Below are 15,362 nucleotides of genomic sequence, written 5' to 3' on the forward strand. Positions count from 1 at the left end.
ATGCACATCACTGTTGTTGCCGTGGGCTTAAGGCAACCTGAGTGGGCCGATGCCGCCGTCAAAGACTATCTCGGCCGTTTTCCCAAAGACTTTTCGGTGTCGGTTAAGGAAGTCAAAGCCGAGCCCCGCGCCGGACAGTCCGCCAAACGCCTTATGGAACTTGAGGCTGAACGCATCAGAAAAGCAATACCTTCGGGCGACATTGTCGTTGCCATGGATGAGCACGGCCGTGACTTCACCACCATGGACTTTGCCAAAAAGTTTGAAGGCTGGAAAAACGAAGGCTGCGGCGTGACCTTTTTAATCGGCGGCGCCGACGGACTTGATGCCGAACTCAAAAAAAGCGCCCGCTTGATGTTAAGGCTTTCTTCCATGACGCTGCCGCACGCCTTTGCGCGTGTGATGCTCGTTGAGCAGATCTACCGCGTCTGGTCCATTCTGAACAACCACCCCTATCACCGCGCATAACCATGCCCAGTCTTTATCTTGCGAGCAAAAGCCCCCGCCGCCGCGAAATTCTTACGACGATGGGGGTTAAAGACTTCGAAATTCTTCCTGTGGGGAAGGCTGAGGTTCTCACGTACTGTGCGGGTGACGAAGAGCAGCTCCCCGACGAGCGCCCCGCCGACTACGTGGTGAGAACGGCAAAGGAAAAGGCCGAAGCCTGTCTTGCCGTCATCAAAAACGCCGGCAAAGCGCCCGCCCCCGTGCTTTCCGCCGACACCGTGGTGATTGCGGGCGACACGATTCTCGGAAAACCAGACGGCCGCGATGAAGCCCGTGAATTTATGCGCATTCTCTCGGGCCGCACGCATGAAGTGCGGACCGCCGTTTGTCTGGCAATGCCCTCCGGGCTGATCCGCTCCGCGGTAAGCGTTTCCAAAGTGAACTTTGCGCCGCTCACGGATGAAATCATTGAAGCCTACATCGCCACCGAGGAACCTTACGACAAGGCAGGCGGCTACGGCATTCAGGGACTTGCGGGCCTTTTTATCCGCGAGATCACCGGTAGCTACAGCGGCATCATGGGGCTCCCGGTTTTTGAAACCGGAGCGCTTCTGCGGCCTCTGGGATTCACCGCTCTCTGACGCGGGCAAAGCCTAAAAACAAAGGCACGGACCCAAAGCGGTTGCCGTGCCTTTTTTGTTTTTGGGAAAATTCCCGCCGTTACTTCACTTCTACGAGTTCGACGTCAAAAATGAGCGTGGCGTAGGGAGGAATCACACCGGGATAGCCCTGCGCGCCGTAAGCGAGGTTATAGGGAATGGTGAGCTTACGCTTGCCGCCCGCCTTCAGGCCCACAAGGCCCTGCTCCCAGCCCTGAATCACCATGCCGGCGCCGAGCGGAAATTCAATAGGCTCACCGCGGCTGTAGCTTTCATCAAAAATCGTGCCGTCGGTGAGTTTGCCGATGTAGTGCACGCGCACGGTCTTGCCGAATTCTGCCGCTGCGCCCGAACCTTCGGCGACTTCTTCGATTTCAAGTTCCCCTTCGGGCGGCACTTCCACGATGTCGAGCAGTTCAATGTCAAAAACGAGCGTGGCATTCGGAGGAATCGGGCCGATGCCGCGTTCGCCGTAGCCCATCTCAGGAGGAACGGTGAGCGTGCGCTTGCCGCCCTTTTTCATGCCGATGAGGCCTTCGTCCCAGCCGCGGATCACCTGACCGGCACCGACTTTGAACTCAAACGGTTCATTGCGGTTGTGGCTTGAATCAAACACCGTGCCGTCGGTAAGGCGCCCCGTGTAGTGCACGCGCACCTGATCTCCGGCCTTGACGGCCTCACCTTCTCCGGCAACCGTATCGACAATTTTGAGTTCTGACATATTTTTTCCTGTTATGCGGCCGCTTTTGCGGCATAAGAGCGGGCATTTTAGCGGCTCGGTGCTTTCTGCGCCCGCTCGGGCGGCCTCCTTCTGAGCTCTTTGTGTTAGGCAAAGCGCCTTATTGACAGGACTTTTTCTCCTCGGTTACGATACACGTCACTGAAAAAAAGAAGCCCCGTGCTTTTTTACGGAACCACTAAAAAAGGTCTGCTTCCATGACAAACCGTCTTTTTTCTGCATATTGGCGCTGGCACCTCCCATAGGGCGGGGCCGCAATGTCGTACGCATAAAAAAGCAGACAACGAAACCCGCTGAGAACTTAGGTCCGGCGGGTTTTTCATCAGTACGTCTCGAAAACTGCCGAAAGCGAAAGATTTTTTAAAGGGCAGAAACGATGACAAACACCAGAATCCTCCCGCGAAAGACAACCCGGCCTTTCTTTCGATGGCGTCCCTGTGACTGATTGACAAACGCACGTTTCATCATTTACAGCCAAGGACACCATCATGGACTCCATCATCAAAAGCATTTACGAAGGCAAAACTCTCACCGAAGGCGAAGGCCGCACGCTCTTTGAAGCAATTTTTGAAGGCAAGGTTGCCCCCGTTGCGCTCGCAGGCATTCTCACCGCGCTCAAAATGCGGGGCGAAAAACCCGAAGAAATCGCGGGTGCCGCGGCAGCGATGCGGGGTGCCGCGCTCCCCGTCCCGCGTCCCGAGGGCCTCACGATCGGCGAAATCGTCGGTACCGGCGGGGACGGCACTCAGAGCATCAACATTTCCACGACGGCAGCCATTGCCGCCGCGGCCGCGGGTCTTTTTATCGCCAAGCACGGCAACAGCGGCGTTTCCTCGCGTTCCGGGGCTTCAGACGTTCTCACGTCCCTTGGCTTTGACATCAAGGCAACGCCTGAAGAAAGCGCAAAGCTTTTGAAGGACACGGGCTTTGCCTTCTGCTACGCCAAGCTCTATCACCCGGCGATGCGCTTTGCCGGCCCCGTGAGGGCGGAACTCAAAACCCGGACAATTATCAATATTCTGGGGCCGCTCACGAACCCCGCGCATCCCGACTACGCCGTGATCGGCGTCTACAGTCCGGCACTTCTTGAGACCGTTGCAAACGTTCTGAAACTGCAGGGTATGCGCCGCGCCTTTGTGGTGCACGGCGCCGGAGCCGATGAAGCGGCCGTACACGGCGAAACCGAGTACGCGGAACTCTGTGCTGACGGCACGATCCGCCGCGGCACCTTTACGCCGGCGGACTTCGGTGTTGAAACGCCCTACAGCCTGGACGACATTAAGGGCGGCAGCCCCGAAGAAAACGCGCAGAGCGTCCTCGATATTCTGGGCGGCAAGGGCAAACCCGCCCACCGCGCCGTCGTGGCCGCCAACCTTGCGCTGCTTCTGATTGCGGGCGGCAAGGCCGAAACCCTTCCCGAAGCAATGGAACTTGCGTACGCCGTTCTCGATTCCGGCAAGGGCCTTGAAGTCATTGCCGAGCACCGCGCTTTTGCCCGGTACAAAGCCGCTCCCGCCACCAACAACCGTTTTACCGCCAAAGAGACTCATCATGCTGCTTAACCCCTATTTCGGCAATTACGGCGGCCAGTACGTGGCCGAACTTCTGATCCCCGCTTTAAACCAGCTGGAAGCGGCTTTTGTCGACGCACAGAAGGATCCCGCGTTTCAGAAGGAGCTCACAGACCTCCTCGTCAATTACGCGGGGCGCCCCACACCCCTCACACTCTGCCGCAATCTCACCCGCGGCACCAAGGCAAAGATTTACCTAAAGCGCGAAGACCTCGTGCACGGAGGCGCGCACAAAACCAATCAGGTATTGGGACAGGCGCTTTTGGCCAAACGCATGGGCAAAACCCGCATCATCGCTGAAACCGGTGCCGGCCAGCACGGTGTGGCAACAGCGCTCGTGTGCGCCCTTTTGGGGCTGAAATGCCGCGTCTACATGGGGGCCAAGGACGTGGAGCGCCAAAAGCTCAATGTTTTCCGTATGGAACTCATGGGCGCGGAAGTCGTCCCCGTGCGCCACGGCAGAGGGACGCTTAAAGAAGCCTGCAATGAAGCTCTCAGAGACTGGTCCGAAAGTTTTGAAACGACGCACTACATGCTCGGCACCGCCGCCGGTCCCCACCCCTTCCCCACAATCGTGCGTGAGTTTCAGAAAATCATCGGAGAGGAAGCCAAAAAGCAGATTCTTGCCTTTGAGCACAAGCTCCCGGATGCCGTTCTTGCCTGTATCGGCGGCGGCAGCAACGCGATCGGCATGTTCACCAACTTTATCGGCGAAAAGGATGTGAAGCTTTACGGCGTGGAACCCGCGGGACTCGGCGCCGACACCCCGGAAAACGGCATGAAGCTTGAAAACGGCAAGGTCGGGATCTTTTTCGGCGCCCGCACCTTCAACATGCAAACCGATGAAGGCCAGATCAACGAGTCCTACTCGATTTCCGCGGGCCTGGACTTCCCGTCGGTGGGCCCGGAACACGCCTACCTCAAGGATATCGGGCGTGTCAGTTATGTGGCCGCAACCGACCTTGAGGCGCTTGAAGCCTTCATGACGCTTTCAATGGAAGAAGGCATTATTCCGGCTCTGGAAAGCTCACACGCCTTGGCCTACGCCTTAAAGCTTGTGCGCGAAAACCCCGAAAAAGAACAGACGCTTCTCGTGAACCTCTCCGGACGCGGCGACAAGGATATCTTCCAGGTCTCCGCCTACCTTGAAAAAGCGGGCTTCATGAAGGAGGGCCGCATCGTTCCGGGGATGCTTGAAGCACTGAGAACCCGTATTGCGGCGGCAAAGTAATACTTCAGAGATACAAAAAGGATACAAAAATATGACTGACCGTTTTGCCGATACCTTTGCCCGTCTTTCTCAGGAAAGAAACGGCGCTTTTGTCCCCTTTGTCAATCTCTGCGATCCCGATGAAGCAACGAGCCTTCGGATTCTGAAAACACTGGTGGCCGCAGGCGCAGATGCGCTTGAGCTCGGCATTCCCTTTTCGGATCCGAGTGCCGACGGCCCGGTGATTGTCGCAAGCGCCGACCGCGCGATCCGCAACGGCGCCACCACGGAAAAGTGCCTGAAAGTGATTGAAGCCTTCCGCGCCGAAAACAAAACAACACCGGTGAGCGTCATGCTTTACGCAAACCTCGTTTTAGCGCCGGGCGTGGCGGCCTTTTTTGAGCGTGCCGCCAAGGCGTGCGTTGACGCAGTACTGATTCCGGACCTTCCGCTTGTGATGCGCAAGGCCGACCCGGTGTTTGCCCAAGAAGCGGCGCGCCACGGCGTAAAACTCGTCAACCTCGTGCCCCCGAAGGCCGACACCGCCTTTTTAGAGGAAGCCGCTGAGGCAAGCGACGGCTACACGTATCTTCTCTCGCGCGTCGGGATCACAGGCACCGACCATGCTGCGGGCACCCCCGTTGAAGAGGTCGTTCGTGTGCTGAAAGAAAATCACGCGGCACCGCTGCTTTTGGGCTTTGGCATTTCCAAACCGTCTGACGTCACCCGTGCGATGGCCGCGGGTGTCGCAGGCGTCATCGTGGGTTCGGCGATTGTCCGCATCATTAACGAACATCTCGATAGAACCGAAGCGATGCTTGCTGCGCTCACCGACTACGTGCGTACCATGAAGGCCGCAACCGTCGGAGCGCTCCGGTAAGACCACCCGAGCTGCCGCGTGCCCGCCTCTGCCGGCTGTCTCAACACAGCCGGCATTCGCCGTTACCTTCCTTGTGCCGGGATCCTCTGCCGAGCTCACTTTGTATCGGTTTCAAAAATTCGGCGTTTTAGGACTTCCCCGCAGTCCTCTTTCCTATAGAATGCGCCCGAATTCACTGCGGCGTCGGTGCACTTTCTTCCGACCGAAAGGCACATTCTGTTCCTGCCGCTTTCTTTCATGCAGTCCCGCGCATCTTTGCGGCAGCCCTTGAAGTCTGCCGCCGACTAACAAACAAGCGGGAGTCTGACGGCTTTTCTTGCCTCAGCCTGCGTCTGCCGGTCGGACGGCGTACTTCAAACGTACGGCCTCTGAGTTGTTTTCAGGCCGGTTGCGCCAGCGCCCCGTGCAGTCACGCAGTTCTGTCTTTTTCAGGTTTTCTAAGTGACGAATACATTTGCCGCTTTGGGTCTGCCCGAAGCACTGACTGCTGCCGTAGCCGACATGGGCTACGAAACACCGACTCCGATTCAGACTCAGTCGATTCCGGAACTCTTAAGGGGCCGCGACATGCTCGCGGCCGCTCAGACCGGCACCGGCAAGACCGCCGCCTTTGCGCTGCCGATTCTGGCGCAGATGCTCGCGCGCCCGGAAAAACGGACACCTAAGTCCGTAAGAGCCCTGGTGCTTGCCCCGACCCGCGAGCTTGCCGCTCAGATTGACGAAAACATCCGTGCCTATGCGGCCCGTACGGATTTGAAGACGGCACTCGTTTTCGGGGGTGTGAACATTAAGCCGCAGACGGCGGCGCTTGCCAAGGGCGTCGATTTTCTGGTCGCCACGCCGGGGAGACTTCTCGACCACCTCGGGCAAAAAAACGTGACGCTTGAAAACGTCGGGTTTCTTGTGCTTGATGAAGCCGACCGCATGCTTGACATGGGCTTTATCCACGACATCCGCAAGATTCTGAAGTTTCTGCCCGTTAAGCGCCAGACGCTTCTGTTTTCCGCCACCTTCAGCGATGAGATCAAGGCGCTTGCCGACACCTTCCTCACCGATCCCCTCACAGTGGAAATCGCGCGCAACAAGGAGAGCACCCTCATTCATCAGGAGGCGCTTGCCATTGCCAAAAAGCGTAAGCGCGAGCTTTTGAGAGACCTCATCGTCGACAACGCCTGGGATCAGGTGCTCGTCTTCACCCGCATGAAGCACACCGCCAACCGTCTTGCCCAGCAGCTTGAAAAAGATGGCATCACGGCAGCGGCCATTCACGGCAACAAGAGCCAGTCGGCGCGCACCAAAGCGCTTGCGGGCTTTAAAAACCACTCGATCCGCGTGCTCGTTGCGACCGACATCGCCGCGAGGGGGCTCGATATCGAGGGGCTTCCCCACGTCGTGAATTTTGAACTTCCCGAAGTGGCCGAAGACTACGTACACCGCATCGGCCGCACGGGGCGCGCCGGCATGGAAGGCCATGCCGTAAGCCTTGTGGCCCCCGAAGAGCGCGATCTGTTAAGAGCCATTGAAAAGCTCTTAAAGCGCCGCATTGATCTTACAAAGGCAGAAGGTTACGACGGGGAGGTCCCCGAAGACATCGCCCGGGATAACGCCGAGCGCGACAAGGCCCGTGCCGAGGAACTCGCCCGTCTGCGCGAATCCCGCCGCAGGACCCGGGAACGTAACGGCGAGGCACCGCGCAATAAGGCCCGGGCCTCGGAAGCGCTTTTAAAGAAAGCCGCTCATGCCGAAACGACGGAAAATCCGGAAGAGCGCTTTGTAAAGAAAGTGGTCCGCAAGGCGCAGGCCGTGAAAGAAAACCGGGGGCAAGAAGCTCAGGCAACCCGCAACGCCCGCGCCGGAACTGCCGACGCAAACCGCCGCGGCCCCCGCAATGACCGGCGTGATCGCACTGAGCGCGACGACGACAATTTCGGCAACCGCAAAGACCGGCAGCCCGGCCGCCGGGGCAGCACCGCCCGCCGGGAGAGCGATCCTTTTGAGCAGCGCCGTCAGACGCTTTCACTGCCGCAGCGCATGCCCGAAGAGGATGTCCGCAGCACAGGGCGCTTCACCCGCAAAAATGACAACCGTTACGGCGAAGGAAACGTCAGGGGCCGCAAACCGGAAGGCGCCAACGGCAAGAGCCGTTACCGCAAGCCCGACATCGTTTCCACCGTCATGCGTGAAGACGATGACCGTCGCCGCCGCGGCAACGCGTCCTCAGCCCGCCGCAATGATTCGCGCTACGAGTCGGTGAGCTCGAACCTTCCCCCGGGGATGGTTCTCAAGTTCCGCCGCCGTTAAGCGCCCGATACAATCGGGACAAAACCGGAAGAAGCCGCCCTGTCCGGGGCGCTTCTCCGGGCGTAGCCATAAGGATGATGTTCATGCCTGTATTTTCGAGTCTCAAAAAAGCGGCCGGTGCCGCGGCCCTTGCGGCACTTTTAACCGCCGCCGGCTGCTCAACACCGCAAACGCCCGCGGAAGACGCCGCCGACGCCGCCGCAGGCGTCCGTCCCGATCTCTCCAAACTCTACGAAGCGCCCGAAAAATTACGCGCGAGCTGCGTCTCCGAGGCGCCGCTTTCGGTGCACAATACCTTTGAAGCAATTCGCTTTGACTGCCCGCAGCTTGCAGTCAAAGCCAATGTCATTGAGATGTACGACGCCGGCTGGCGCATTGAGGCCGTGGATGTGGGCGAAGACAGCACCGGCACTGACGGCGTAAAGGCAATGCCGCTCACGATCACGATCCGCAAGATTTTCTGATGCACGGTGCGTGCGCGCGGCATCCTGTTTAAGACAAAAGACAAATTTCTATGACCACAACGATTGAAAAACGCATCAGTGCCGTGCGTAAAGTACTGAAAAAAGCACGGCTTGAAGCGCTGCTTGTCCCCACGGGGGACCCGCACATGAGCGAGTACCTTCCGGAAAACTGGGCTTTCCGCCGCTGGCTCACCGGCTTTACGGGCTCAGCCGGAACGCTGGTTGTCACCGCAGAAAAAGCACTTCTGTGGACCGACAGCCGCTACTGGGAGCAGGCCACCAAAGAAACCGAAGCGACCGGCATCACCGTGATGAAAAGCGGTGTGGCTGATGTGCCGGACGTGCGCGTGTGGCTGGCAGAAAACCTGCCGGAGAATGCCTCTGTCGGACTTGACTGCAGCACGGTATCGGCTGAACGCCTCAGGCTTCTTGAAAACACGGTCTCTCACCGCGGCATCGGCGTCGTTGATACGGGCAATCTTATCGATAAGCTCTGGACGGACCGCCCCGGGCGTTCTGAAGCTCCCGTTCGGCCGTTTACAACAGCTCAGAAACCGGCTGCCGAAAAAATCGCGGACGTGCGCACGGAGCTTTCTGAGCGTAAGGCCGATGCGCTCTTTCTTTCCACGCTTGACGATATCGCCTGGATCACCAATCTCAGAGGCAGTGACGTCCTTCACACCCCTGTTTTCATCGCCTATTTCCTTTTGACGGCTGACAGAGCCGAACTCTTTATTGATACCTGCAAGGTGACAAAGGAAAGCGCCGAGCTGATCAAAGCCGCGGGCATCACCGTAAAGCCCTACGAAACGGCCGACGCGGCATTAAAGGCGCTCAGGGGCACCGTTCTCTGCGATTTAAAGCGCACCAACGCCAGAGCCGCGGCGCTGCTGACAACCGCTGACGACGTCGTTGTGCTTGACCGCATGCAGCCCACCACGGTCATGAAAAGCCGCAAGACGCAAGCGGAACTCACTTCGCTCAGAGAAACAATGACCGCCGACGGCGTGGCGCTGTGCGAACTCTTTGCGTGGGTGGCCGAGTGCGATGAAACGCACAAGGACATCACGGAAACAGATGTAAGCGACTTTCTGCACGAAGCGCGTGCGAAGATCCCGGGCTTTTTCGATGAGAGCTTTACGACGATTGCCGCTTACGGCGCCAACGCCGCGCAGCCGCACTACACCCCGAAGGCAGGCTCTGCGGCAAAACTCACCGGAGAGTCGCTGCTTTTAGTCGACAGCGGCGGACAGTTTGAAGGCGGCACCACCGACGTCACCCGTACCGTCATCTGGGGCAGGCCCACCGACGCGATGAAGCGCGACTTTACCGCGGTCTTAAGAGGCCATATTGCGCTGGCAACGGCCCGCTTTCCGCTGGGCGCCTACGGCAGCCAGCTCGACACGCTCGCGCGGGCCCCGATCTGGGAAATCGGCGCAGATTACGGTCACGGCACCGGTCACGGCGTGGGTTTTGTGCTTTCCGTTCACGAGGGGCCCGTTCACATCAGCCCCCGGGCACCGCAGTCACCGGAAGCCCGCGTGGTGCCGGGCCTGGTGCTTTCCAACGAACCGGGACTTTACCGTCCGGGACTCTGGGGGATCCGCACGGAAAACCTGGTGACCCCTGTGGCCGCCGACCCCGAAGCCGATGAAATGCAGGCCTTTCTTCACTTTGAAACCCTGACGCTTTGCCCCATTGACTACCGGCTCGTGAAAACGGCGATGATGACGCCCTACGAGATCTGGTGGGTGAATGACTATCACCGCCGTGTGCGTGAGGTTCTGGAAAACCGCGTCTCTCCGAGAGCCCACAAGTGGCTCATGCGGGCAACCGACATCATTTGAAAAAAGCTTCAGAAACCCAAGACGCCCGGCAACGGGCGTCTTTCGTTAACCGGCTTCAGACTTTCTCAATTTCGGAACCGGATTCAGCCGTCAAACGCGCGTTAAGAAACGTAAAGCTTTCCGCGGGTTAAAAGCAGGAAAACGCCCTACGCCTTAAACTCTTTCGTTATTGTGAATTTTTGAAACACCTTTCGTGCACGAGAACCTTACCCAAAGGATGCCGTGCGCCTTAAATCCGACAACGCCATGCCGTTAACTGTGTCTCTGCCCCTGCGTTCAACCCTTGTTGCCGTTGGTGCCGGTCTTCTTTTACTTGCCGGCTGTACGGATAAAAAACCGGCCGTCAAAACGGTGGCGCCGCTTGAGGTGACCGTGCTCTCAGCGCAGCCCTCGGAAGAATCGCTCTGGCTTGAGTCGCTCGGGCGCGCGGAAGGCGCCGAGGAAATCAGTATTCAGGCGCAGGTCACCGGGACTCTGGAAAAAATCGGCTACAGGGAAGGTGAATCCGTCAAAAAAGGACAGGTCCTTTTTGTGATTGACCAGGATCCCTACATCGCAGCCCTGGAGTCAGCCAAAGCCACCGTCCGGCAGCGCAGCTCTGAACTTAAGCAGGCCGACCGTGAAGCCCGGCGGTATGCGCAGCTTTGGGCCGCCAAGGCCGTAAGCCGCAAAGAGTACGATGATGCGGCAAGCGCCGCGGACATTGCCCGTGCGTCGTTGAGACAGGCCAAAGCCGCTCAGAAAGACGCCGAGATTAATCTTGCCTATACCACGGTGACGGCACCTTCAGACGGCACGGCAGGCCGCTCGCTCGTCAACCTCGGCGCGCTTGTCACGTCGGGCACCACGCAGCTTGCGACCCTTTCGCAGCCCGAAAGACTCAGGGTCACCTTTACGCTTTCAGAGCGCGACATCGAGCAAAGCCGCATTACGCTTAATAACCCCGTGCGTCTTTTTGATCCCTACGGAAAAGAAATCGAAGGAAATCTTGACTACGTGAGCCGTGAAATCAATTCTGAGACGGCAACCCGCACGCTGCGCGCGAGGATTCTTTCCAAAACCGATGTACTGCCCGGTCAGTACGTACATGTGCAGCTTGAGCGCGAGAAACTCAAAAACGTTTTTCGGATTCCGCAGCAGGCCGTGCTGCAGCGCCCCGACGGCACCTACCGCGTCTACGTGAACGTCAACGGCAAAGCCCTTTCCCGTGACGTCACGGTGGGCACCTGGAAGGAAACCGACTGGATTGTCCTCACGGGACTCAAAGCCGGAGACGAAGTGATTCTTGACAACCTGCAGCGCATCAAGGAAGGCAGTCCCGTCAAAGCGACCGTCACCCACCCCGTAAGGACCGAAGCGAAGATTCCTTACGGCATCCGGATCGACCATTCCGACATCGATAAGCTCTGATGAAGGAGTGATGCAATGCTGAGTCAGTTCTGCATCCGCCGCCCGATTTTTGCCGCGGTTTTATCCATCCTCATCGTGCTTGCCGGGCTCGTGTCCCTGCAGGTGCTGCCCGTGTCGCAGTACCCCAACATCACGCCGCCCTCGGTGATGGTTTCAACTTCCTACGAAGGCGCCAACGCCCAGGCCCTCGCCCGAACGGTTGCGGCACCCATCGAAAATCAGCTCTCCGGCATCGAAGGCCTCATCTACTACACGACCTCGATCCGCGCCAACGGCGACGTGCGCATTCAGTGCGTCTTTGACGTGGGCACCGACCCCAATGACGCGATGCTCGAAATCAACAACCGCGTGCGAAGTGCCGAACGCAGTCTTCCGGACGCCGTCCGACAAAACGGCGTAAACGTCAGAAAGCGCTCCAACGAGTCGCTGATGACAGTGGTCTTTACCTCGCCCGACGGTTCCATGACCCCGACTCAATTGGCTGACTACGCGCTTTTAAACGTAGTGGATTACCTTAAGCGTCTGCCCGGGATCGGTGACGTCTCCGTCTTCGGCAACACCCAGAGCGCCATGCGTATCTGGATGGACCCCTTAAGAATGGCCAAGATGAAGGTGACGCCGGAGGATATTGACAAAGCCGTCACCGACAAAAACCAGGAACGCGGCGCAGGCCGTATCGGTACGGCGCCCACGCCCGCCGACCAGAAACTCTTTTACACCACCCGCACCCACGGTCAGCTTTTAACGCCTGAGGAGTTCGGGGGCATTGTCTTAAGGGCGGACGAAAACGGCCATATCGTGCGTCTGCGCGATGTGGCGGTGACCGAGGTCGGCAAAAGAAGCTACGAATTCTTAAACGTCTTTCAGGGTAAGCCCTCCATCACCGTGGGCGTTTACCTGCAGTCCGGCGCCAACGCCATGGCAGCGGCCAAGGAAGTGAAGGCGGAACTTGCGCGTCTGGAAAAACAGTATCCGGCCGGTAAAGTCGAGCACCAGATCACCGATGACACGACGGTCTTTGTACAGGCTTCGCTCACCGAAGTTTTTAAGACCCTCATTGAAGCCGGTATTCTCGTGCTGCTTGTGGTCTTTCTCTTCCTGCAGAACTGGCGTGCCACCCTTATTCCCATGCTTGCGGTTCCGGTGTCTCTGATCGGCACCATGGCAGGTCTCTGGCTTTTCGGGTTTTCTCTGAATACGCTCACGCTTTTTGCCATGACGCTTTCCATCGGCATTGTGGTCGATGACGCCATTGTGGTGCTGGAAAACGTTGAGCGCCTGATGACGCACGAAGGACTCGGCCCCTTTGAAGCCGCACAGAAAGCCATGCGGGAAGTGGCCTCTGCTCTTGTTGCCATTGTGCTCGTACTGTGCGCGGTCTTTGTGCCGGTCGCCTTTTTGGGCGGCATGGCAGGGGAACTCTACAAGCAGTTTGCCGTGACGGTTGCGGTGTCGGTCGCGATTTCAGGCTTTGTGGCGCTCACCCTTACCCCCGCGCTTTGCGCCGTCATTCTCAAAAAAGAAGAACCGAAAAAAGGACGCTTTTTCACGGCTTTTAATAAGGGCCTCTCCAAGCTCACTTTCGGCTACCTGCAGTGCGTGAAGTGGGCTCTTCACTGGCGAAGCATCGCGGCCGTCGTTTTAATAGCGGTGACCGTTGCCTGCTGGCAGATGATCGAACGCACGCCCACGAGCTTTGTCCCGAGCGAAGACCAAGGGATTCTGCGCATGACGATGACGCTTCCGGAAGGTGCGTCCTTTGCCCGCACACGTGCCGAAAGTGACGCCATGCGGCAAAAGATTCAGGCAGAGCTCCCCGGCCTTGACACAGTGCTTGTGATGACCGGCTTTGACACGCAGGGCGGCGACATCCGCCCTAACGCAGCCACCTTCATCATTAAGCTCAAAAACTGGAACGACCGTACGATATCGGCCGACGAAGTACTCGCCAAACTCAGAATAATCGGTGCCACAAGCAAAGAATCGGTGACGGTGGCCTCGCTTCCAGCTCCGATCCGGGGCTTGGGTTCCTCAAGCGGCTTTTCAGGCTACATCCAGTCCCGCGGAAGCGACGACGCTCTGATGCTGCAGCGCGTCACCGAGGATTTCCTCGCGCGTCTTGCAGAACGCCCGGAACTCACCGACCTCAGGCACTTCGTGCGCGCAGAGTCGCCCCTTATTCAGGTCGATCTTGATGACGTGAAGGCCTCGCAGCTCGGGATTACCTCAGACAACGTCTATTCGACGCTCACGGCGTTTTTTGCCGGTTCCTACATCAACAATTACACCCGTAACGGCCGCATCTACCGCGTGATCATGCAGGGCGAAGACCGCTACCGCCTCACCCCCGAAGATCTCGGCAAGGTTTGGGTGCGCTCCGACACCACCGGTGAAATGGTGCCCCTGTCTGCCGTTCTCACGGTTAAGCGCACCTCGGGCCCCGAGAGCCTTGCGCGTATGAACGGGTATCTCGCAGCGCAGTTTGTGGGCTCGGCCGTTCAGGGGGTGAGTTCCGGCGAAGCCATCCGGATCGTTGAAGAAACCGCGCAGGAATACCTTCCCGAGGGCTACGCCGTTGAGTGGACGGGCCAGGCCTGGCAGGAAAAACGGATCGGCGCGTCTTCCACGACCGCGTTTATCTTCGGCATGATCATCGTGTTTCTGATTCTGGCGGCTCTCTACGAGCGCTGGTCGCTGCCGATTGCCGTGGTGCTTGCGGTTCCCTTTGCCGTGCTCGGGGCCCTCGTTTCGCTGTGGATCCGCGGTTTTTCCAACGACATCTACTTTCAGATCGGGCTGCTGGTGTTGATCGGACTTTCAGCCAAAAACGCCATTTTGATCGTGGAATTTGCCGCACAGAAAATGCACGAGGGGTTAAGCCCCTTTGATGCCGCAATTGAAGCGGCGGGCTTGAGACTGCGGCCGATTCTGATGACGTCGCTCGCGTTTGTGATGGGTATCGTCCCGCTTGTATTTGCCACGGGCGCAGGTGCCGGGGCCCGTCACTCCATGGGGACGGGTGTTTTCGGCGGCATGATTGCCGCGACCTTTATCGCGACTATCTTCGTGCCGGTCTTTTTCACCTGGTTTGTCAAGCGTAAGAAGGCTCCTGAAACGGTCTCGCACATGGAAAACGAGCCGAAGAAACCGCTTTTCTGAGGCCACGGTCCATGATCCCAGCGGCACGGACAAACCCATGCCGCCTTTTTTTGGTAAACCGCCAAGGCGCAGACTAAGACGCTGGCAAAGAGTGTTTCCGTACTTGTTTCGCGCACCGCATTTTTGGCATAGAATCATTGCGTCTTGAAATTACAAAAAACAGGGAACAGTTTTTATGTACAAGCGTCTCCTGGTGCCGACCGACGGCTCGGAACTTTCTCTTGATGCGGTCCGCGGTGCGGCTTCCTTTGCAGAGGCCATGCACTCTGAAGTGGTGCTCATCACCGTGATCGAACCCTACAGCTACACGTCTCTGAGCGAATACCGCCCGGAATCGATCGATGACTACGATGAACGCGTGCGCACGGTCGCTGAAGAGCGCCTTGCCGAAGCCCGCGCCATTCTTGAAGAAAAAGGCATCAAAGTGCAGACGCTTTCGGTGAAGTCTTTTTCGCCGGCGGAAGCCATTATGGACGCGTGTTCCGAAAAGGGCTGCGACTGCGTGTTTATGGCCAGCCACGGCCGCAAGGGCATTGCCGCAGTCCTTCTGGGCAGTGAAACCCAGAAGGTGCTCACGCATTCGAAAGTCCCTGTGATGGTCTACCGTTAACCGCGGTTTTCTGCGACAATCGCATACGCACTTAAAAAAGCGCCGGCGGAAGGAACTCTCTTTTC

The 15,362-nt window shown here is 58.2% G+C and carries 12 protein-coding genes and 1 pseudogene; 11 read left to right on the forward strand and 2 right to left on the reverse strand.

The annotated features are described in order from the left end of the window. Positions 1–468 carry a 23S rRNA (pseudouridine(1915)-N(3))-methyltransferase RlmH gene (gene rlmH / locus NXF97_RS03885; protein WP_022373250.1) on the forward strand — a complete coding sequence of 156 codons (468 nt, stop codon included), beginning with the start codon at positions 1–3 and terminating at the stop codon, positions 466–468. A 2-nt stretch (positions 469–470) separates the two neighbouring features. Beyond that, positions 471–1,088, forward strand: a complete 618-nt coding sequence (locus tag NXF97_RS03890) for a Maf family protein (protein ID WP_274956531.1) — start codon at positions 471–473, stop codon at positions 1,086–1,088. 79 nt (positions 1,089–1,167) lie between these two features. Here NXF97_RS03890 and NXF97_RS03895 read toward each other — a convergent pair whose 3' ends face one another. Continuing rightward, complete coding sequence (locus tag NXF97_RS03895) at positions 1,168–1,509, reverse strand: FKBP-type peptidyl-prolyl cis-trans isomerase (RefSeq protein ID WP_416336978.1); 342 nt, start codon at positions 1,507–1,509, stop codon at positions 1,168–1,170. Beyond that, positions 1,510–1,827 (reverse strand): annotated as a pseudogene (locus NXF97_RS03900) (FKBP-type peptidyl-prolyl cis-trans isomerase); the annotation flags it as partial. Between the two features lie 506 nt (positions 1,828–2,333). On the opposite strand from NXF97_RS03900, the gene trpD reads away from it, so the two are divergent. The 9 genes from trpD (at position 2,334) to NXF97_RS03945 (ending at position 15,297) form a co-directional block, all read left to right on the forward strand. Next, positions 2,334–3,407, forward strand: coding sequence for an anthranilate phosphoribosyltransferase (trpD, locus tag NXF97_RS03905; protein WP_274956532.1), 1,074 nt, complete (start codon positions 2,334–2,336; stop codon positions 3,405–3,407). After that, positions 3,397–4,647: a tryptophan synthase subunit beta gene (trpB, locus tag NXF97_RS03910; RefSeq protein WP_274956533.1), complete on the forward strand. Its 1,251-nt coding sequence runs from the start codon at positions 3,397–3,399 to the stop codon at positions 4,645–4,647. Before trpD ends, trpB begins: the two co-directional genes overlap by 11 nt. Before the next feature lie 31 nt (positions 4,648–4,678). Then, positions 4,679–5,506, forward strand: a complete 828-nt coding sequence (gene trpA / locus NXF97_RS03915) for a tryptophan synthase subunit alpha (protein ID WP_274956534.1) — start codon at positions 4,679–4,681, stop codon at positions 5,504–5,506. 441 nt (positions 5,507–5,947) lie between these two features. Next, the gene (locus NXF97_RS03920) at positions 5,948–7,807 is read left to right on the forward strand and encodes a DEAD/DEAH box helicase (protein ID WP_423767308.1); all 1,860 of its coding nucleotides are present in this window, start codon (positions 5,948–5,950) and stop codon (positions 7,805–7,807) included. An 83-nt stretch (positions 7,808–7,890) separates the two neighbouring features. After that, positions 7,891–8,271 carry a hypothetical protein gene (locus NXF97_RS03925; RefSeq protein WP_022372821.1) on the forward strand — a complete coding sequence of 127 codons (381 nt, stop codon included), beginning with the start codon at positions 7,891–7,893 and terminating at the stop codon, positions 8,269–8,271. A 50-nt stretch (positions 8,272–8,321) separates the two neighbouring features. Next, positions 8,322–10,118: an aminopeptidase P family protein gene (locus NXF97_RS03930; RefSeq protein ID WP_274956535.1), complete on the forward strand. Its 1,797-nt coding sequence runs from the start codon at positions 8,322–8,324 to the stop codon at positions 10,116–10,118. 246 nt (positions 10,119–10,364) lie between these two features. Continuing rightward, positions 10,365–11,528 (forward strand): efflux RND transporter periplasmic adaptor subunit, encoded by a 1,164-nt coding sequence (locus NXF97_RS03935; protein ID WP_274956536.1) that lies wholly within the window; start codon positions 10,365–10,367, stop codon positions 11,526–11,528. A gap of 15 nt (positions 11,529–11,543) precedes the next feature. After that, a complete protein-coding gene (locus NXF97_RS03940; protein ID WP_274956537.1) occupies positions 11,544–14,687 on the forward strand; it encodes an efflux RND transporter permease subunit in 3,144 nt (1,047 codons plus the stop codon). A gap of 175 nt (positions 14,688–14,862) precedes the next feature. Beyond that, positions 14,863–15,297 carry a universal stress protein gene (locus NXF97_RS03945; RefSeq protein WP_022372825.1) on the forward strand — a complete coding sequence of 145 codons (435 nt, stop codon included), beginning with the start codon at positions 14,863–14,865 and terminating at the stop codon, positions 15,295–15,297. The last annotated feature ends 65 nt before the right edge of the window (positions 15,298–15,362 follow it).

Source organism: Duodenibacillus massiliensis (assembly GCF_928721995.1).
Lineage (GTDB): Bacteria > Pseudomonadota > Gammaproteobacteria > Burkholderiales > Burkholderiaceae_F > Duodenibacillus > Duodenibacillus massiliensis.

What these genes read in the sequence shown, in the direction of transcription:
- NXF97_RS03945 (WP_022372825.1), top strand. Translation starts at nt 14,863, where the DNA reads ATGTACAAGCGTCTCCTGGTGCCGACCGACGGCTCGGAACTTTCTCTT.
- trpB (WP_274956533.1), top strand. Translation starts at nt 3,397, where the DNA reads ATGCTGCTTAACCCCTATTTCGGCAATTACGGCGGCCAGTACGTGGCC.
- trpA (WP_274956534.1), top strand. Translation starts at nt 4,679, where the DNA reads ATGACTGACCGTTTTGCCGATACCTTTGCCCGTCTTTCTCAGGAAAGA.
- NXF97_RS03940 (WP_274956537.1), top strand. Translation starts at nt 11,544, where the DNA reads ATGCTGAGTCAGTTCTGCATCCGCCGCCCGATTTTTGCCGCGGTTTTA.
- trpD (WP_274956532.1), top strand. Translation starts at nt 2,334, where the DNA reads ATGGACTCCATCATCAAAAGCATTTACGAAGGCAAAACTCTCACCGAA.
- NXF97_RS03890 (WP_274956531.1), top strand. Translation starts at nt 471, where the DNA reads ATGCCCAGTCTTTATCTTGCGAGCAAAAGCCCCCGCCGCCGCGAAATT.
- NXF97_RS03925 (WP_022372821.1), top strand. Translation starts at nt 7,891, where the DNA reads ATGCCTGTATTTTCGAGTCTCAAAAAAGCGGCCGGTGCCGCGGCCCTT.
- NXF97_RS03930 (WP_274956535.1), top strand. Translation starts at nt 8,322, where the DNA reads ATGACCACAACGATTGAAAAACGCATCAGTGCCGTGCGTAAAGTACTG.
- rlmH (WP_022373250.1), top strand. Translation starts at nt 1, where the DNA reads ATGCACATCACTGTTGTTGCCGTGGGCTTAAGGCAACCTGAGTGGGCC.
- NXF97_RS03935 (WP_274956536.1), top strand. Translation starts at nt 10,365, where the DNA reads ATGCCGTTAACTGTGTCTCTGCCCCTGCGTTCAACCCTTGTTGCCGTT.